Raw genomic sequence first — 17877 nt, forward strand, 5'->3', positions numbered from 1 at the left:
CCGCCAGGCCGGAGGCCTGAGCCACCAGGGCCCGGCCCCGACGGCCGGATGGAATGTCCGCGCGCGGAGCGCGACCATGACCCCACCACAGAAGCCCGCACCGAAGCGCGGGCCCCACCTTCCGGGCTTCACCTTCCAGGCCTGGCCTTCCGGGCCTCACTTTTCCGGGCCTGGCCTTCCCGGGTCCGGCTGGGGACCCGGCTCCCAGGGGCCGGGTTGCGCGCCGTAGCTGCGGCGCCGGACACGTTTGTGCGGCGGCTCGCCGTACCGGCGCCGGTTCCTGGCCTGGGTGCGCGCCGTACCGGCGCCAATCACGCCGCAGGCGCACCCCGTGCCGTAGGCGCAGCCCTTTACTCGTCCCCGGCGGGATCCTCGGGAACGCACTTGAGATCGAGCTCGGGCTTGTAGACCGTCGTCTTCTTCTCCCGCTTGATCTCCTTGCCGTCCTGCTTGAAGATCCGGGTCACGTCGATCGTGAACCCCGGCTGGCCGGTCATCGGGATGCAGTCGGGACCGCTGTCGGTCTTCCGCTCGAACTGGGTGGGGTTGTAGCGCTCGGAGGAGACCGACTCGATCTCGTAGCGCTTGGTGCTCCAGAAGGTGACCGTGACCGACGTGCTCGTCGAGGAGGTCTTCACGAGCACGCCGTACGGGGAGTCGTTCTTCCAGCGGAAGTCCGGCTGCGGCCAGGAGACCGTGGACTCGCGGCCCGCCGGGTAGCGGGAGATGTAGAACTCGTGCGCCATGTGCTGGACGTCTTCGAGGCCGCCGAAGAACACCGCGTTGTACATCGTCGTGACGAACTGGGAGATGCCGCCGCCGACCGAGGGGATCAGGCGGCCGCCCTGGATCATGGGGGCCTCGACGAAGCCGCGGGCCTTGTCGCGCTGGCCGACCACGCCGTTGAGCGAGAAGGTCTCGCCGGGTTTGACCAGGTGGCCGTCCAGGAGCTTGGCGATCGTCCGGATGTTGGTCACCCGGGGCGCGCAGCACGGGTACATCGTGGTGAACTCGCTGATCTTCTCCTTGACGCCGAGCTTGCGCATCTCGGCCAGGGAGGTCCGCGGTCTGACGGTCGTGAGGGTGACCGGGATCGTCCGGCTGCCGCCCTCGGCGACCAGCTTGGCCACGTCCTCGGCGAGTTTCTCGTCGTCCACGCCCTTGCCCCTGCGGCCGGCGACCAGCTTCGGCCTGTCGCCGACGATCTGGAAGGCGGGCTCGCGGGGGGCCTGGGCCGGGTCGACGAGGTCCTTCTCCACGGCGGCGATGGCGTGCTCGGCGTCGAACACCGGGCGCATGCCGCCGGAGCCGTCGGGCCGGAAGGTCAGGTGCGCGGCGATGGTCTCGACCGGGAGCTGCGTCTGCTTGTCCCCGCTGGTCAGAGTGATCGGACCGGACAGGGCCTCGCGCGCGGAGGCGGCGGTCTCGGCCACCACGTCGGCCGTCACCTTGGGCTTGATCACGGTGATCGGCAGCTCGACCGGGCCGCCGGAGCCGAGGAACGCCTTCTCGATGGCGGCGGCCGCGGCCTCCCGCTCCAGCTCCCGGCCGTCCTGGGGCTTGACGGACACGGGCTTGACGCCCTCGAAGCCGACCTCGCCCTCGACCACCTTCCGGTCGATCTGCTTGGCGAGGTCCTTGACGGCGTCCTGCATGCTCTCCGGGTCGGCGGAGACCTTCGGGGACAGGGTGGTGGTGCCGGTGAGCGCGCGCCAGACCTCCGCCGGGTTGGGGAAGTCGCTGGGGGCCTGGCCGATGGTGGCCACGACGTCGAGTTCGAGACCGGCCTGGGCGGGGTCCAGCGTGTAGCGCTTGCCGAGGGCCTCCAGCGTCATCGGCGCGCGCGCCTTGGCCGCCAGCCGTTCCCTGAGCCGGTCGGCCGCCTCGGTGGCGGTCAGCCCGCCGATGTCGATGTCCTGGACGCGCGTGCCGGGCAGGATCTTGCCGGACATGGCGATCGCGGGGACGGCGTAGGCCAGGCCCGCGAGCAGCATGAGGAGCACGGCGACGACGAGGAACACGCGGCTCCGGCGGCGGCGCGGGGGCCGCTCCCCGGAACGGGGGGCGGAGGGCCCGGGCTGCTCGCCGGCCTCGGGCGCGACATCGGCTCGCGGCGGTCTCTGCCGGAAAGGGGGCTCCGGCGGCGGCGCGGCCATCCGCCAGGGCTGGGGCGGGGGCGGGGCCGGGGGCAGGCCCGGCGCTCCGGGAGCGGGGGGCGCGGCGGGGCCGGGGGGCTGCTCGAAGCCGGGGGCGGCGAAGATGTCGGGCGAGACGCCCGGGGGGAGGCGCGGCCTGCCGTCCGGGGCGTCACCGGCGGGGGGCTGCGGGCGGCGGGCCCCGGCGTCGGCTCCCGGCCGGACGGGGCGTGCGGGCAGGGGAACCGCCGCGAACGGATCCGTCGGGGGGTCGATGGACCTTCCGGCGTTCCGCACGGTTTCCGTCTCCTCCTGCTTCGTGAGCTCCGCGAGCTCTGTCCCGGCCACCATAAACCACAACGACGCAAGCCGCCGTCAAAGAAATAACAAATTCAGCCCGTCCAGCGGTAACGGTGCTCGGGCCTTCCGGCGGTGCCGTACTTCGGCCGGAGCTGCGTCTGACCTGCCGCGCAAAGGTGCTCCAAGTAGCGCCGGGCGCTGACCCGGGACAGGCCGGTGATCGTCGCCACCTCGGCCGCCGACAGGTCGGTGTCCGCCTCTCTGAGCGCGTCCGCGACGAGGGCGCAGGTGGTGGCCGACAGCCCTTTGGGCAGGGGCGGCGGGCCGTCCCCGGCGCCGAACAGCCGGTCCACCTCGTCCTGGCGGGCCTCGGGACCGATGGTGGCCAGCTGCCTGCGCATGTCGGCGTACCGTTCCAGGCGCTCGGTGAGCGCCCTGGCGGTGAACGGCTTGATCAGGTAGTTGACCGCGCCGCCGCGCATCGCCGCGCGGACCGTGGCCGTGTCGCGGGCGGCGGTGATGACCAGCACGTCGGCGGGGTGGGACACGCCTCTCAGCGTCCCGAGCACGTCGAGGCCGGACATGTCCGGCAGGTAGATGTCGAGCAGCACCAGGTCGGGCCGGTGCTGAGCCACCGCCGCCACCGCCGCCCGCCCGGTGTGCACGGTGCCGACGACCGTGAACCCGGGGACCCTCGCCACGTATCCACTGTGGATCTTGGCGACCATGAAGTCGTCGTCGACCACCAGCACCTTGATCGGCGCCCCGCGCCGCGGCTCGGGCGCCGGAGGCCGGAGGTTCGCCTCGCCGCTCATGACACATCCTCTCGATGCGGGAGGAGTGCGGTGAACACGGCGCCGCCGGCGTTGTGCACGCGAACCCAGCCGCCGCGGCGCAGGCACGCCTGGCGGGTCAGGGCCAGGCCGAGGCCGCGGGGCCCGGAGCGGGCGACCTTGGTGGTGAAGCCCTGGCGGAACACCTCCTCCGCCAGGCCGGGGCTGATCCCGGGACCGGAGTCGCCGACGCGGACGTGCAGCCCGTCCTTCTCCGCGCGGACCGAGACCTCCACCGTGCCCCCAGTATCCTCCAGGGCGTCCAGGGCGTTGGCCACCAGGTTCCCGACGACCAGCACGGCGTCCTGCGGGTCGCCGAGCGCGCCTTCCTCCACCCGGCAGTCGTCGGCGAGCACCAGGGACGCGCCGCGCTCGGCCGCCTCGGCGGACTTGGCCAGCAGCAGCGCGGCCAGGGTCGGGTCGGCGACCTTCTCCCGGACGCCGGCCGAGTAGTCGCCGTACGCCTCGGTGGTCTGGGTGATGTAGCCGATCGCGGTCTCGTGCTCGCCGAGCTCCAGCAGGCCGACCACGGTGTGCATGCGGTTGGCGAACTCGTGGGCCTGGGCGCGCAGCGCGTCGGTCGTGCTGCTGGCCTGGTCGAGGTCGCGCGCCAGCCGTACCAGCTCGGTCCGGTCGCGCAGGGTGACCACCCACCCGCTGCGCTGCTCCCGTACGGCCACCGGCATGCGGTTGAGCACCAGCACCCGGTCGTGGTGGAGGACGACCCGGTCGTCGCCCGGGTCGTCTCCGGCCAGCACGTCCCGCATCCGCTCCGACAGCGGCATCTCCGCGATGCTCCGGCCGACGTCGCGGCCGGACAGTCCGAGCAGCTCCCGGGCCGCGTCGTTGATCAGCGTCACCCGGCCCTGCAGGTCGAGGGCGAGCACGCCCTCCTTCACGCCGTGCAGCACGCCCTCGCGCTGTTCGAGCAGGGCGGCGATCTCGCGGGGTTCGAGGCCGAAGGTCTGCCGGCGGACCCGCCGGGAGATGAGCGCGGCGCCCGCTGACCCGGCGAAGAGCACCGCCAGCACGGTCCACAGCAGCGGCGGCAGGGCGTCGCCGAGCTGGTCGGCGACGGTCTCCTCCAGGACGCCGACCGAGGTCAGGCCGATGACGTTGCCCTCGGCGTCGCGGATCGGGGCCTTGCCCCGCACGGAGCGGCCGAGGGTGCCGGTCTGGGTGCCGGTCCAGGCGCGGCCGGTGGTGAGTATGCCCGAGGCGTCGGTGGAGAGCCGTTTGCCGATCAGCGCCGGGTTGGGGTGGGCGTAGCGGATCTGGTCCCGGTTGGCGATCACCACGTAGTCGGCGCCGGTGGCGGCCTGCACGCCCATCGCGATCGGTTGCAGGATCAGCTCCGGCCGGGACTCCGAGAAGGCCTCGCGGACCCGGGGCAGCCCGGCCACGGACTCGGCGATGGCCAGGGCCCGCTGCTGGTGCTGCCGGTCGAGCTGGTCACGGGTGTGCTCCACCCAGACGCCCGCCGTACCGCCCACCGCGACCAGCACGATGATCATCTGCAGCACGAACAGCTGGGTGCCGAGGGAGGCGTTGAGGATGCGTCGCACGAGTGAACTCCCTGGTCAGGGTACTCATAAAAGCATCCAGAGGTAACGGTGCGGTCGCGGGCGGAGGGGTGCCGGCGTGACCAATACGACCGATACGACGGCAAGCACGCAAAGCATCGACACTGTGACCCGCACCGCTCAGCATCCTCACCACGCTGTTTCGTTCGCTGTTGGGAGATGACCATGCGTCTTCGGAGAATCACCGCCCTGGCGGTCTTGTCCTTGACCGCCCTCACCGCGTGCGGCTCGGGGTCGGGCTCCGGCACCACCGCGCTGAAAATCATGGCCCCCGCCTCGCCGGGCGGCGGCTGGGACCAGACCTCCCGCACGGCCGAGCAGGCCTTCAAAGCCGTCGACCCGTCCCGCAAGATCGAGGTCTACAACGTCCCCGGCGCCGGCGGCACCATCGGGCTGGCCCAGCTCGCGGGTGAGAAGGGCAACGGCAACCTGCTGATGACCATGGGTCTGGTCATGGTCGGCGCGGTGGAGCAGAACAAGTCGAAGGTCACGCTGGCCGAGACCACGCCCATCGCGAAGCTGACCGAGGAGTACGAGATCGTCGTGGTCCCGGCCGAGTCGCCGTACAAGACGCTGGGCGACCTGGTCACGGCCTGGAAGGCCGACCCGGCGAAGATCGCGATCGCGGGCGGCTCGGCCGGCGGCACCGACCACATCGTGGCGGGGCTGATGGCCAAGGCCGCCGGGATCGACCCCAAGCAGGTCAACTACGTCGCGCACTCCGGCGGCGGCGAGGCGCTGAACGCGCTGCTGGGCAACAAGGTCGCGATGGGCATCTCCGGCATCGGAGAGTTCGCCGAGCACGTGAAGTCCGGCAAGCTGCGCGCGCTCGGCGTGTCCTCTCCGGAGCGGCTGGCCAATGTGGACGCGCCCACGCTGAAGGAGGCCGGCCTGGACGTCGAGCTGGCCAACTGGCGCGGTTTCGTCGCGCCCGGCGGGCTGGACGAGGAGGCGAAGAAGAACCTGATCGACGCGGTCACCAAGATGCACGACTCGCCGGCGTGGAAGGAGGCGGTGGCCAAGAACGGCTGGACCGACGTCTTCCAGACCGGTCAGCCGTTCGCCGACTTCCTGGCGGCCGAGCAGACCAAGGTCAAGGCGATCATCGCGGAAATGGGACTCGTCTCCTGATGTCCGCTCACGAAGAACCGGAGGTGGGCCGCGGTCCCGAGGCGCCGGAGGGCGCCTCGGGCGGGCCCGCCGTACCGGCGTCCCGGACGGATGAGCCCGCCGGGTGGGGATGGCGGCGGCCGGAGCTGGTGATGGCCCTGGTCGTGCTGGGACTGGGCGTGTTCGTGATCGCCGGGACGGCGGACGTCACCGCCGCGGGCTCCGCGCTCGGGCTCGGGCCCCGCTTCTTCCCCGTGCTGGTCGGCTCCGCGCTGCTGCTGATCGGGGTCTTCTACGTGCTGGACGTGGTCCGGGGCGGCCACGGCGACCCGGAGGAGAGCGAGGACGTCGACTCCGGCGCCCGGGCGGACTGGAAGACGGTGGCGCTGCTCAGCGTGATCTTCCTCGCCTTCGCCGGCCTCGTCGACCTGCTCGGCTGGATCATCGCGGGCGCGCTGCTGTTCTTCGGCCTGGCGGTGACGCTCGGGGCCGAGCACCGGCTGCGCGCGGGCGTCATCGCGATCGTCCTGTCGACCCTGTCGTACCTCGCCTTCGTCAAGGGCCTGGGCGTGACGCTGCCCGCCGGCCTGCTCTCGGGAGTGATCTAGGTGGAGTCGCTCCAGCTCCTGCTCGACGGGTTCGCCACCGCGCTCACCCCGGTCAACCTGCTCTACGCGCTGGTCGGGGTCACCCTGGGCACGCTGGTGGGCGTGCTGCCCGGCATCGGCCCGGCCATGACCGTGGCCCTGCTGCTCCCGATCACCTTCAGCGTCCCCCCGGCCAGCGCGTTCATCATGTTCGCCGGGATCTACTACGGCGGCATGTACGGCGGGTCCACGACCTCGATCCTGCTCAACACGCCCGGCGAGAGCTCCTCGATGATCACCGCGCTCGAGGGCAACAAGATGGCCCGGCGCGGCCGGGCCGCCCAGGCGCTGGCCACGGCGGCGATCGGGTCGTTCGTGGCGGGCACGATCGCCACGGGCCTGCTGGTCGTGGCGGCGCCCGCGGTCGTGGACTTCGCGATCTCCTTCGGCCCGGAGGACTATTTCGCGCTGGCGGTGCTGGCGTTCACCGCGGTCTCGTCGGTGTTGTCCCGCTCGGTGGTGCGCGGCCTGGCCTCGCTGGGCTTCGGCCTGGTCATCGGCCTGGTCGGGATCGACGAGCAGACCGGGCAGGCCCGGCTGACCCTGGGCATCCCCCAGCTGCTCGGCGGCATCGAGGTGGTGGTCGTCGCGGTCGGCCTGTTCGCCCTGGGCGAGGCCCTGTACGTCGCCTCCCGGCTCCGGCACGGCGAACCCGAGATCATCCCGGTGGGCCGGGCGTTCCTGGGCCGCTCCGACTGGTCCCGGTCCTGGCGGCCGTGGCTGCGCGGGACCGCGCTGGGCTTCCCGTTCGGCGCGCTGCCCGGCGGCGGCGCGGAGATCCCGACGTTCCTGTCCTACTCCGTCGAGCAGCGCCTGGCGCGCGGGGTCGCCCGCGAGGAGTACGGCAAGGGCGCGATCGAGGGCGTCGCGGGCCCCGAGGCCGCCAACAACGCCTCGGCCGCGGGCACCCTCGTCCCGCTGCTCGCCCTGGGCCTGCCCACCTCCGCCACGGCCGCGATCCTGCTGGCCGCCTTCCAACAGTACGGCCTGCAGCCCGGCCCCCAGCTCTTCGACCACAACCCGGCCCTGGTCTGGGGCATGATCGCCTCGCTGTTCCTGGGCAACGCCATGCTGCTGGTGCTCAACCTGCCGCTGGCCCCGGTCTGGGCGAAGGTGCTGCACATCCCCCGGCCCTACCTGTACGCCGGGATCGTGCTGTTCGCCGCGCTCGGCGTCTACGCCCTGAACGCCTCCTGGATCGACCTGGTCGTGCTGTACATCCTGGGCCTGCTCGGCTTCGCGATGCGCCGCTTCGGCCTGCCGATCGCACCCGCGGTGATCGGCATGATCCTGGGCCCGATGGCGGAGGTCCAGCTCCGCCGGGCCCTGGCCATCGGCGCGGGCGACGCCACGGTCCTGGTGCGGAGCCCGATCGCGGCGGTCTTCCTGGGCCTGGCGGCGCTGGCGCTGCTCGCCCCGCTGGTCAGGAAGCTGGCCGCCGCCAGGACCCGGAGCGGGGTGGCGCCGGGACCGTCGGCCGGGTCCGGAGGGGAGTGACGCCCGGATCGCCGTCCGGTCCCGGAGCGGGGTGACCCCGGGACCGGACGACGGCGCGTGCGGACCGGTCGTGCGGACCGGTCGTGCGGGCTGGTCACGCGCCCGTACGCCTGCGGACCGGTCCTGGGGGCTGGTCACGCGCCCGTACGCCTGCGGACCGGTCCTGAGGCTGGTCACGCGCCCGTGCGCCTGCGGACCAGCTCCCTGTCCTCCTCCGGCAGCGCGTCGGCGGCCAGCAGCCGCGGCAGCAGGTCCGGCTCGCGGGTCAGCGCGCGGAAGGCGAGCGCGACGGTCACGTCGTGATCGGGCCGGTGCACGACCTCGACCGGGTCCCCGGCCCGGATGTCCCCCGGCTCGATCACGCGCAGATACGCGCCCGGTCTCGCCGCCTCGGTGAACCGCCTGATCCACCCCTCGGTCTCCAGCCAGCCCTGGAACGTCCCGCAGGGGATCCGGGGGCACGACACCTCCAGGATCACGTCGGGGCCGACGCGCCAGCGCTCGCCGATCAGGGCGGCGTTGACGTCGAGGCCGGCGGTCGTGAGGTTCTCCCCGAAGGAGCCGTTCGGCAGCGGCCTGCCCAGCTCCCCCTCCCACCGGTCGAGGTCCTCCCGGGCGTAGGCGTAGACGGCCTGGTCGGATCCGCCGTGGTGCTTGACGTCGTAGACGCGGTCGCCGGCCAGACCGACGGCGCCGGTGCCCTTGGGGCCGGGGTCGCGGACGGCGACCGGGCCGTCGGCGGGGCGCTTGTCGATGCCCGTCGCGCCGAGGTTCTTCCACGGGTTGGGCCGGGGCCTGCCGATGTTGACGGAGAGGAGCTTCATGCGGGTGACGGTACGGCCCCGCCGCGCGCCGGAGCGAGCCGTTTCCCGGCCGTCCCGGATGCGGCGGGGGCGGCCGGTCCGGGTGTCCATGGACATCGCCCGTGAACGAGGGGGTATTTGGACGTGTTTTCCATGAGCTGGGCGCGATGTACTACCTCGCGGGCCAGGGGGCCCACGACTCTCAAGGAGACACATGAATCTCAGCATTTCGCGCAGGGCCGGTTTCCGTGCTCTCGCCACGGGGGCACTGCTGCTCATCTCGGCGGCGGCGACCGGCGCCGCACCCGCGCAGGCGCAGACGTTCACCAACGTGACGGCGATCAGCGGGAAGCTGTCCGTCAACGCCGGCAACGTCGGCGACAACATCACCATCAACGTGGAGAACGGCAGCCTGGTGGTGCGGAACTTCAACGACACCATCACGGCGGGCAGCTTCACCTGCACCAACGTGGACGCCAGGACCGTCCGGTGCAACAGTGCGGGGATCACCAACATCCTGGTGAACTCGCAGGGCGGCGCCGACACGGTGACCAACAACACCACGCTGCAGTCCAGGGTGTTCCTCGGCCCCGGCAGTGACACCTTCATAGGCGGCTCGGCCCGGGACTTCGTCAACGGCGACGGGAGCAACGACCGGCTCGAGGGCAGGGGCGGCAGCGACATCCTCATCGGCAACGACGGCGCCTCCGACCAGGCCATCGGCGGCACGAACACCGACTTCTGCACCGCCGAGGCGGAGCTGTCCTGCGAGGAGGACGCCTAGGAGGCCCGACCGGGCCCCACCCCGCCCGGTGGTCCGGTGGCCCGTGCGCGATCGCACGGCTCCCGGCAGTCGAAAGTCCGGAATGTACGGAATACCGGAATAACGGAAAAACGCGAGCCCACCGGTCGGACGACCGGTGGGCCCGCGGTGCGCACCGCCGCGGGGGCGATCGCGGAGGGCTACTCGGAGACGCCGAGCTTCTCCAGGATCAGCTCCCGCGCCCGGCCCGCGTCGGCCTTGCCGCGGCTGGCCTTCATGACACCGCCGACCAGGGCGCCGACCGCGGCGATCTTGCCGTTGCGGACCTTGTCGGCCGCGTCGGCGTTGTCGGCCAGCACCTGGTCGATGATCGTCGAGAGCTCGCCCTCGTCGTTGACGATCTGCAGGCCGCGGGCCGCGACCACCTCGTCCGGGCCGCCCTCGCCGTTCAGCACGCCCTCCAGCACCTGGCGGGCCAGCTTGTCGTTGAGCGCGCCGCCGGCGACCATCGCGCACACCCGGGCGATCTGGTCGGGGGTGATCTCCAGGGCGCTCAGCGGGACGCCGGCCTCGTTGGCCCGGCGGGCCAGCTCGCCCATCCACCACTTGCGCGCGTCGGCGGGCGGCGCCCCGGCGGAGACCGTCGCCTCGACCAGGTCGATGGCGTCGGCGTTGTGCATGGCCTCCATGTCGAGGTCGGAAACGCCCCACTCCTGCTGGAGCCGCTTGCGCTTCAGGCGCGGCAGCTCCGGCAGGGCGGTCTTGAGCGAGGCCACCCAGGCGAAGTCCGGCGCGATCGGCACCAGGTCGGGCTCGGGGAAGTAGCGGTAGTCCTGCGCCTCCTCCTTGGACCGGCCCGAGGTGGTGGAGCCGGTGTCCTCGTGGAAGTGACGGGTCTCCTGGATGATCCGGCCGCCCCCGGCCAGGATCGCGGCCTGGCGCTCGATCTCGCTGCGGACCGCCCGCTCGACGCTGCGCAGCGAGTTGACGTTCTTGGTCTCGGTACGGGTGCCCCACTCGGCGGAGCCGCGCGGCATGAGCGAGACGTTGACGTCGCACCGCATGGAGCCCTCCTCCATGCGCACGTCGGAGACGCCGAGGGCGCGCATGACCTCGCGCAGCTCGGTGGCGTAGGCGCGGGCGACCTCGGGGGCGAGCCGGTCGGTGCCCGCGATCGGCTTGGTGACGATCTCCACCAGGGGGATGCCCGCGCGGTTGTAGTCGACGATCGAGTAGTCGGCGCCGTGGATGCGGCCGGTGGCGCCGCCCACGTGGGTGGACTTGCCGGTGTCCTCCTCCAGGTGGACCCGCTCGATCTCGATCCGCACGGTCTTGCCGTCCACCTCGACGTCGAGGTAGCCGTCGAAGCAGAGCGGCTCGTCGTACTGGCTGATCTGGTAGTTCTTCGGCATGTCCGGATAGAAGTAGTTCTTCCGGGCGAAGCGGCACCACTCAGCGATGGAGCAGTTCAGCGCCAGGCCGATCCGGATGGTGGACTCGATCGCGGTGGCGTTGGCCACCGGCAGCGAGCCGGGCAGCGCCAGGCAGACCGGGCAGACGTGGGTGTTCGGCGGGGCGCCGAAGGCGGTCGGGCAGCCGCAGAACATCTTCGAGGCCGTACCCAGCTCGATGTGCGTCTCCAGGCCCAGCACCGGCTCGAAGCGCTCCAGCGCCTCGTCGTACGGCATGAGCGTGTGGGTGCTCACAGGTAACCAAGTCCTTTCAGTGCGTTCCTCGTCTCGGCGACCCAGCCGGCGTAGCCGGGGACCTGGGCCAGTACGGCGAGGTCGATGGTGCGTCCGATGTAGTGGAAGTAGTCGCCGGCCGGCTTCCCCCGCCGGGGGACGGTCGCGGCCAGGGCCTCCCGGGGGTCGGCGATCCTCTCGACGTCGCCGGGCCGGGCGGGCAGGCGGGCCGGGTCGCTGCCGGTCAGCCCGGCCCAGACCGCGGGGTCGGCGAGCGGCCAGCCCTCGGTGTCGCCCAGGCCGACCACCGGCACCAGGTAGTGCGAGTGGTAGCGGAGGCCGTCCGCCCTGCCGCGCTCGCGGCCGCCGCGGCGGGCGAAGATCAGGTGGCAGTCCGCCGCGAGCTCCTCCAGCGCCGCGACCACGTGGGCGCGGTCGCACACGACGACCCTCGTCGCCTCGACGTCCACCGCATGCGGGGACTCCGCCGCCAGCTCGCGGAGCTGGCGGTAGATCACCACGTCGAGGAAGCCCCGGTCGGCCGGGTTCTCCGCGACCAGGCCGGGGACCAGGGGACGGCTGACGGCCCGTGCGCCGCTCACGCGACCCCCTCCGGGAGCCGCGTCCGCGCCGCGTCCATGACCCGCCCGCTCACGCCGCCGCCCCGAGGTATTCGCGGATCTGCCGGGGCGAGACGAACGTGCCCGGCTCGCCGTCCGCCTGCACGGGCTTGGCGACCGTCACCCGCGAGACCCGGCCGTGCTCGGGATCGACGCGCGCCACGGCGTCCAGGAAGGTCAGGGCCTCCGGGGCGGTCCGGTAGAGCTCGGCGACCACGACCGGCGAGTGGCTGGTCAGGATCACCTGCCGGTACGGCTGCGTGCCGCCGGGCTCGGCGACCCGCTGCCGGACCCGGCGCAGCAGCTCGGGCAGGCGCGCGGGGTGCACGCCGCGCTCGATCTCCTCCACCAGCAGGGTGGCCGGGTGGTCCGGATCGTGCAGGGCGGCCAGGAGCCCGAGCACCCGCAGGATCCCGTCCGACAACAACGCCGCCGGGACCGCGCCCTGGCCGTCCATGACCAGGTCGAAGGTGGACGCCTCCCGCTCCAGCCGGGGCACGAGCACGGCGGCGTCGGGCACCAGCGCGGCGAGGTCGGCCGTCAGGTCGGCCAGCGCCGCCGTGCCCGCCATCCGGCCGAGCACCGCCGCGAGGTTCGCCCCGTCGGCGGCCAGCGGGCCCCGGTCGGCCGGGGCGCACCGGCCGCGCATGGCCTGCGGCACGGGGGCGCAGCGCCGCCAGGCGGCGACCGTGCGGCCGGGCGTGGTCTCCGGGTCCGGGTCGGCGACGATGAACCGGAGCAGTTCCTCGGGGAGCCCCCGGACCGCGTGGCTGACGACGGCCCCGGTGGACCTCGGGATCCGCAGCACCATCTCCGCCCCGGTGTCGAACCGGACCGGGAGCAGCGCGCCCGGCTCCGGAGCGACCAGGGTCTCCACCGCGACGGCGAAGGCGGGGACGGGCTCCCCTCCGGCGATCCGGTGGAACTGCTCGTGCGGAGCCCCCCGGCCCGCGCCGAGCAGCCCGCCGGGGCCGCCGACCTCGTCGGCGACGAACGCGAGGGCGTCGAGCAGGTTGGACTTGCCGCCGGCCGCGGGGCCGGCCAGCGCGAGGAACGGCGGCACGTCGAGCTCGAAGTCCAGGAATGACTTGAACCCGTCGATCTCGATCCGAGTGATCACGCCGCCGTTCTTCCTCTCCGCCCCGCCGTGCCCGCCGGTCCTACAGCTCCGGCGCCCTGGACAGCAGGCTGCCGCCCCAGCGGTCGTTCAGGGCCCGCTCCACGGCGGCGCCGACCCGGTAGCAGCGGTCGTCGCCGAGCACCGGAGCCATGATCTGCAGGCCGACCGGGAGACCGTCCTCGTCGGCCAGGCCGCACGGGATCGAGATGGCGGCGTTGCCGGCGAGGTTGGTCGGGATCGTGCACAGGTCGGCGAGGTACATCGCCATGGGGTCGTCGGCGCGCTCGCCGATCGGGAACGCGGTCGTCGGCGTGGTCGGCGAGATGAGCACGTCCACCTGCTGGAAGGCCGCCTCGAAGTCGCGGGCGATGAGCGTGCGGACCTTCTGCGCCTGGCCGTAGTAGGCGTCGTAGTAACCGCTGGACAGCGCGTAGGTGCCCAGGATGATGCGCCGCTTGACCTCGGGGCCGAAGCCGGCGGCGCGGGTCAGCGCCATGACCTCCTCGGCCGAGCGGGTGCCGTCGTCGCCGACGCGCAGGCCGTACCGCATCGCGTCGAAACGGGCCAGGTTGGACGAGCACTCCGACGGGGCGATCAGGTAGTAGGCCGGCAGCGCCGTGGTGAACGACGGGCAGGAGACCTCGATCACCTTCGCGCCCAGCGACTCCAGCAGCTCCACGGTCTCCTGGAAGCGGGCCAGCACGCCCGCCTGGTAGCCCTCGCCGCCGAACTCCTTGACCACGCCGATGCGCAGCCCGTCGACGTCACCCTCCCTGGCCGCCTCGACCACCCGCGGGACCGCGGCGTCGATGGAGGTGGAGTCCATGGGGTCGTGGCCGGAGAACGCCTCGTGCAGCAGCGCCGCGTCCATCACGTTCCGGGCGAAGGGGCCCGGGGTGTCCAGGGAGCTGGCGAAGGCGATCAGACCGTAGCGGGAGGAGCCGCCGTAGGTCGGCTTCATGCCGACGATGCCGGTGACCGCGGCGGGCTGCCGGATCGAGCCGCCGGTGTCGGTGCCGGTGGACAGCGGCGCCTGGTAGGCCGCGACCGCGGCGGACGAGCCGCCGGAGGAGCCGCCCGGGATGCGGGACAGGTCCCACGGGTTGCGGGTGACGCCGTAGGCGGAGTTCTCGGTGGAGGAGCCCATCGCGAACTCGTCGAGGTTGGTCTTGCCGAGGATCACCAGCCCGGCCTCGCGCAGGCGGCGGGTCACGGTCGCGTCGTACGGCGGCCGCCAGCCCTCAAGGATCTTGGACCCGGCCGTGGTCGGCATGTCCGTGGTGGTGAAGACGTCCTTGTGCGCGATCGGCACGCCGGCGAGCGGGCCGAGCTCCTCGCCCGCGGCCCGGCGCTCGTCGACCCGGCGGGCCTGGGCCAGCGCCGTCTCGGCGTCGACGTGCAGGAAGGCGTTGACCTTCGGCTCGACGGCGGCGATCCGGTCGAGGTGGGCCTGGGCGACCTCGACGGCCGACGCCTCGCCGCTCGCGATCAGCGCGCCGAGCTCGGCGGCGGTCTTGTGGATCAGGCTCATGCCTCCTCCCCGAGGATGCGCGGGACCCGGAAGCGGTCCTCCTCGACGGCCGGAGCGCCGGACAGCGCCTCCTGGGGCGTGAGGCCGGGCCGTACCGCATCGGGCCGGTAGACGTTGGTGAGCGGGAGCGCGTGCGAGGAGGGCGGGATGTCGTCGGCCGCCACCTCGGCGACGCGGGCGACCGCACCGATGATCACATCGAGCTGGGCGGCGAAGTGGTCGAGCTCCTCATCGGACAGCGCCAGCCTGGACAGCCGGGCGAGGTGCGCGACCTCGTCGCGGGTTATGGCGGACATGAGTCGTTGAACCCGTTTCGTGGAGTGGCAATTGGACACTGTCATCCTAGGGCGCACGGCCCCGCAGGCCCGACTTCATTACCCCGTGGCTCCCACTGCGCCCTGCCGTCACCCGCTCACCTCCGGCCGCCGCACGCCACCGGGGACCGCCCCGACGTCCTCTCCTCCGACCTGCCGGGGCGGAGCATGTTCGCCGAGGCGGCTCCGGGCTCCTGGAACAGCGCTCTCCAACTCCTGGCCGACACGCTCTCCTGGCCGACACGCTCTCCTGGCCGACACGCTGCCGGACGACAGCCCGTCAATCGTCGTCATCGATGAGGTCCCCTATCTCATGGAACGGGTCGACGCCTTCGAGAGACTGCTCCAACGGGCCTGGGACCGGTTTCTCAGCCGAAAGCCCGTCCTGCTCATCCTCATCGGGTCGGACCTGCCGATGATGGAGGCGCTGAACAGCTACGAACGCCCCTTCCACCAGCGCGGAACCGAGATGGTCATCGGACCGCTCAATCCCCGGGAAATCCAGCGGATGCTCGGCCGGGGCAACGACGTGGAAATCGACGTCGTCGGAGCCGATCGGGGGCCGATCGCCGAGGAGCTCCGCTTCCTCGGGTCCGTCAAATGGCTGGAGAACGCCCCCTTCGACGACCACGACTTCGCCGCACTGGCCCGGCACCGCGCCGCCCTCACCGACGAACCCGTCCCCCTGGTCGCCCTGTCACGCGACGGGGTCGCCTGCTCGGGCCTGGCCGCCGCCTACGACCCCGACGACCTGATGCGGGCCTGGAGCTAGGCCGTCTGGGGGTCGAGGACGTCGGCGGGGTCGACCTCGAACGGGGGCTTCACCGGGACGGGCCGCTGGTCGCGGTGCTTGCGGAGCCACTCCGTGGCGTCCACCGCCGACATCGGCTCGGCCAGCCACCAGCCCTGGCCGAGGTCGCAGCCCATCTCGGCCAGGCGCTTGGCCACCTCCGCCGACTCGACGCCCTCGGCGACCGAGCGCAGGCCCAGCGAGCGGACCAGGTCGACGATGGAGCGGACGATCCGCTCGTCGTCCCTGGACTCGCAGATCCGGCCCACGAACGAGGCGTCGATCTTGACTTCGGAGACGGGGAGCCGCTGCAGGCGGACCAGCGAGGAGTAGCCGGTGCCGAAGTCGTCCAGCGCGAGCTGCACGCCCAGCGAGGCCAGCGCCCGTACGGCGTCGGCCGTGTAGGCCTGGTCGGTCATCAGGATGCGCTCGGTGACCTCCAGCTGGATCGCCTTCGGCGGCAGCCGGTAGCGGGCCAGCCCCGCCTCCAGCCGCTCCGGGAGCGCGGAGTCGAGCAGGTCGCGGGCCGAGACGTTGACGGAGATCTGCTCGTGCACGCCGGTGTGCCACCAGTGGGCGGCCTGCTCCAGCGCCGCGTCGATGACGTACTCGGTGAGCTGGCGCATGAGGTAGGACTGCTCGGCCAGCGGGATGAACTCATCCGGACCGACCATCCCCCGGGTCGGGTGGCGCCACCGCAGCAGCGCCTCCACCCCCCGGACCTCCCCGACGGCCAGGTCGAGTTTGGGCTGGTAGTACAGCCTCAGCTCGGAGCGGTCGATGGCCCGGCGCAGGTCGCCGAGGAGGTTGAGCCGCTCGGGGCTGTTGCGGTCTTTGTCGGCGAGGTAGAGCTCGACGCCGGTCCGGCCCTCCTTCGCCAGGTACATCGCCACGTCGGAGCGCTGCAGCAGCAGCTCGAAGTCCGGCGCGTGGTCGGGGTAGAGCGCGATGCCGACCGAGGCGTCCAGGTCGAAGGTCATGCCCTCCAGCCGGACGGGCTCGGTGAGGGCCACCCGGAGCCGGGCGGCCACCTCCCGGGCCGCGGAGGCGTCCCGGACCGAGGGGAGCAGCACCGCGAACTCGTCGCCGCCGAGCCGGGCGACCACGTCGCCGGGCCGTACGCTGTGGGTGAGCCGGTGCGCCACCATCTGCAGCAACCGGTCGCCGACCGGGTGCCCGAGGGTGTCGTTGACCTCCTTGAACCGGTCCAGGTCCAGCAGGAGCAGGCCGACCCGCTCGCCCTCGCGCGTCCGCGCCTCGGCCAGGGCCTCCTCGGTCCGGAGCACGAGCATCTTGCGGTTGGGCAGGCCGGTGAGCCCGTCGTGCATCGCCTGGTGGTCGCGGCGGACCGACAGGGTGGCGGTGAAGTAGACGGCGGCCAGCGGCGCGACGAAGAGCGGGACCAGCGCCGGGGAGTAGTTCATGACGACCACGACCAGCGGGGCCAGCCCGAGCAGACCGGCGTAGACGAGGCTCTGGTGGCCGATCGTGGTCTTGATCACCCGGTGGATCGACCGGCGCTCGTGCAGCGCGACCGCGCCGGAGACCAGCAGCGCCCGGGCCACGAAGTAGGCGAGCCCGGCCAGCCCGATCGCGAGCATGTCGGTGCCCGTGGGCACCCGGGCGGCCAGCGAGGCCGGCCGGTGCCCGAACGCCCCCAGCACCGCCCCGGCCGCCGCGTAGGCCAACGTCACCTGCGCGACGTTGAACAGGATCCGGTGCGCCGCCCTGCGGGTGACGGCGCCGTTGACGAGGATGCCGACCGTCTGCATCAGCACGGCGACCGGCAGCCCGTAGTGCAGGAGGACGGCGAAGGTGAACATCGTGGACGGGTACGTCCCGCCCACCGCCGTCGACGACGAGAGCATCACCGGCCGGAGCTCACCCAGCACGACCAGGACGGCGAGCGTCCAGAACTGCGCGGAGGAGGCGGCGTCGGCGAGCTCCGCCGGGCTGGTCAGCCACTGCGCCGCCACGAGGACGGTGAACCCGACGACGGTGACGACCGTCAGGTAGGTCCACAGCGGTGAGCCGGGTCGGGGTCCGATGTCGCGGGTATCGGTTGGGTCAGCCATGAGTAACAAAACCCCCATTAGTTCACTATGGGAGAGTACGGCCTACGGACCACTTCGCGAAACCGGTTGGG

Annotated in this window: 15 protein-coding genes; 5 read left to right on the forward strand and 10 right to left on the reverse strand. The window is 72.5% G+C overall.

Translation table 11 applies throughout. The annotated features are described in order from the left end of the window. Positions 1-350 precede the first annotated feature (350 nt). The 3 genes from Plo01_RS25445 to Plo01_RS25455 all read right to left on the reverse strand — a co-directional run bounded on the left by Plo01_RS25445 (position 351) and on the right by Plo01_RS25455 (position 4833). Entirely contained in the window at positions 351-2432 is a 2082-nt protein-coding gene (locus Plo01_RS25445) for a VanW family protein (RefSeq protein WP_203893202.1), read from the reverse strand. A gap of 95 nt (positions 2433-2527) precedes the next feature. Then, a complete protein-coding gene (locus Plo01_RS25450) occupies positions 2528-3250 on the reverse strand; it encodes a response regulator (RefSeq protein WP_203893203.1) in 723 nt (240 codons plus the stop codon). Beyond that, positions 3247-4833, reverse strand: coding sequence for an ATP-binding protein (locus Plo01_RS25455; RefSeq protein WP_203893204.1), 1587 nt, complete (start codon positions 4831-4833; stop codon positions 3247-3249). Before Plo01_RS25455 ends, Plo01_RS25450 begins: the two co-directional genes overlap by 4 nt. A 183-nt stretch (positions 4834-5016) precedes the next feature. On the opposite strand from Plo01_RS25455, the gene Plo01_RS25460 reads away from it, so the two are divergent. From Plo01_RS25460 to Plo01_RS25470, 3 genes are read left to right on the forward strand one after another with little or no spacing between them, the layout of a single operon-like run. Further along, on the forward strand, positions 5017-5982 hold the full coding sequence (locus Plo01_RS25460) for a Bug family tripartite tricarboxylate transporter substrate binding protein (protein ID WP_203893205.1): 966 nt from the start codon (positions 5017-5019) through the stop codon (positions 5980-5982). Next, positions 5982-6569, forward strand: coding sequence for a tripartite tricarboxylate transporter TctB family protein (locus tag Plo01_RS25465; protein ID WP_203893206.1), 588 nt, complete (start codon positions 5982-5984; stop codon positions 6567-6569). The genes Plo01_RS25460 and Plo01_RS25465 overlap by 1 nt, the downstream gene beginning before the upstream one ends. Continuing rightward, complete coding sequence (locus Plo01_RS25470) at positions 6570-8105, forward strand: tripartite tricarboxylate transporter permease (protein WP_203893207.1); 1536 nt, start codon at positions 6570-6572, stop codon at positions 8103-8105. 173 nt (positions 8106-8278) lie between these two features. Here the strand turns inward: Plo01_RS25470 and Plo01_RS25475 are convergent, their stop codons facing one another. After that, positions 8279-8929 (reverse strand): MOSC domain-containing protein, encoded by a 651-nt coding sequence (locus Plo01_RS25475; RefSeq protein ID WP_203893208.1) that lies wholly within the window; start codon positions 8927-8929, stop codon positions 8279-8281. Positions 8930-9122: 193 nt separating this feature from the next. Between Plo01_RS25475 and Plo01_RS25480 the strand changes: the two genes are divergently transcribed. After that, on the forward strand, positions 9123-9692 hold the full coding sequence (locus Plo01_RS25480) for a hypothetical protein (protein WP_203893209.1): 570 nt from the start codon (positions 9123-9125) through the stop codon (positions 9690-9692). A 179-nt stretch (positions 9693-9871) separates the two neighbouring features. On the opposite strand, the gene gatB is transcribed toward Plo01_RS25480, so the two are convergent. Genes gatB through gatC form a run of 5 tightly spaced genes read right to left on the reverse strand, consistent with a single transcriptional unit; the run spans position 9872 to position 14923 of the window. Further along, positions 9872-11359, reverse strand: coding sequence for an Asp-tRNA(Asn)/Glu-tRNA(Gln) amidotransferase subunit GatB (gatB, locus tag Plo01_RS25485; RefSeq protein ID WP_203893248.1), 1488 nt, complete (start codon positions 11357-11359; stop codon positions 9872-9874). Positions 11360-11373: 14 nt separating this feature from the next. Next, the gene (locus Plo01_RS25490; RefSeq protein WP_203893210.1) at positions 11374-11958 is read right to left on the reverse strand and encodes a hypothetical protein; all 585 of its coding nucleotides are present in this window, start codon (positions 11956-11958) and stop codon (positions 11374-11376) included. Between the two features lie 49 nt (positions 11959-12007). Further along, positions 12008-13096, reverse strand: coding sequence for an AAA family ATPase (locus Plo01_RS25495; RefSeq protein WP_203893211.1), 1089 nt, complete (start codon positions 13094-13096; stop codon positions 12008-12010). A gap of 40 nt (positions 13097-13136) precedes the next feature. Then, entirely contained in the window at positions 13137-14627 is a 1491-nt protein-coding gene (gatA, locus tag Plo01_RS25500; protein WP_203893212.1) for an Asp-tRNA(Asn)/Glu-tRNA(Gln) amidotransferase subunit GatA, read from the reverse strand. Beyond that, positions 14624-14923: an Asp-tRNA(Asn)/Glu-tRNA(Gln) amidotransferase subunit GatC gene (gene gatC, locus Plo01_RS25505; protein WP_203893213.1), complete on the reverse strand. Its 300-nt coding sequence runs from the start codon at positions 14921-14923 to the stop codon at positions 14624-14626. The genes gatA and gatC overlap by 4 nt, the downstream gene beginning before the upstream one ends. A gap of 331 nt (positions 14924-15254) precedes the next feature. On the opposite strand from gatC, the gene Plo01_RS25510 reads away from it, so the two are divergent. After that, positions 15255-15713 (forward strand): ATP-binding protein, encoded by a 459-nt coding sequence (locus Plo01_RS25510; protein WP_203893214.1) that lies wholly within the window; start codon positions 15255-15257, stop codon positions 15711-15713. On the opposite strand, the gene Plo01_RS25515 is transcribed toward Plo01_RS25510, so the two are convergent. Then, entirely contained in the window at positions 15710-17806 is a 2097-nt protein-coding gene (locus Plo01_RS25515) for a putative bifunctional diguanylate cyclase/phosphodiesterase (RefSeq protein WP_203893215.1), read from the reverse strand. The genes Plo01_RS25510 and Plo01_RS25515 overlap by 4 nt on opposite strands. Between the last annotated feature and the right edge of the window lie 71 nt (positions 17807-17877).

This window comes from Planobispora longispora (assembly GCF_016863135.1).
GTDB lineage: Bacteria > Actinomycetota > Actinomycetes > Streptosporangiales > Streptosporangiaceae > Planobispora > Planobispora longispora.

Coding starts and splice junctions, on each gene's coding strand:
- Plo01_RS25465 (WP_203893206.1), top strand. CDS start 5,982: ATGTCCGCTCACGAAGAACCGGAGGTGGGCCGCGGTCCCGAGGCGCCG.
- gatA (WP_203893212.1), bottom strand. CDS start 14,627: ATGAGCCTGATCCACAAGACCGCCGCCGAGCTCGGCGCGCTGATCGCG.
- gatB (WP_203893248.1), bottom strand. CDS start 11,359: ATGCCGTACGACGAGGCGCTGGAGCGCTTCGAGCCGGTGCTGGGCCTG.
- Plo01_RS25480 (WP_203893209.1), top strand. CDS start 9,123: ATGAATCTCAGCATTTCGCGCAGGGCCGGTTTCCGTGCTCTCGCCACG.
- Plo01_RS25510 (WP_203893214.1), top strand. CDS start 15,255: ATGGAACGGGTCGACGCCTTCGAGAGACTGCTCCAACGGGCCTGGGAC.
- Plo01_RS25475 (WP_203893208.1), bottom strand. CDS start 8,929: ATGAAGCTCCTCTCCGTCAACATCGGCAGGCCCCGGCCCAACCCGTGG.
- Plo01_RS25450 (WP_203893203.1), bottom strand. CDS start 3,250: ATGAGCGGCGAGGCGAACCTCCGGCCTCCGGCGCCCGAGCCGCGGCGC.
- gatC (WP_203893213.1), bottom strand. CDS start 14,923: ATGTCCGCCATAACCCGCGACGAGGTCGCGCACCTCGCCCGGCTGTCC.
- Plo01_RS25460 (WP_203893205.1), top strand. CDS start 5,017: ATGCGTCTTCGGAGAATCACCGCCCTGGCGGTCTTGTCCTTGACCGCC.
- Plo01_RS25515 (WP_203893215.1), bottom strand. CDS start 17,806: ATGGCTGACCCAACCGATACCCGCGACATCGGACCCCGACCCGGCTCA.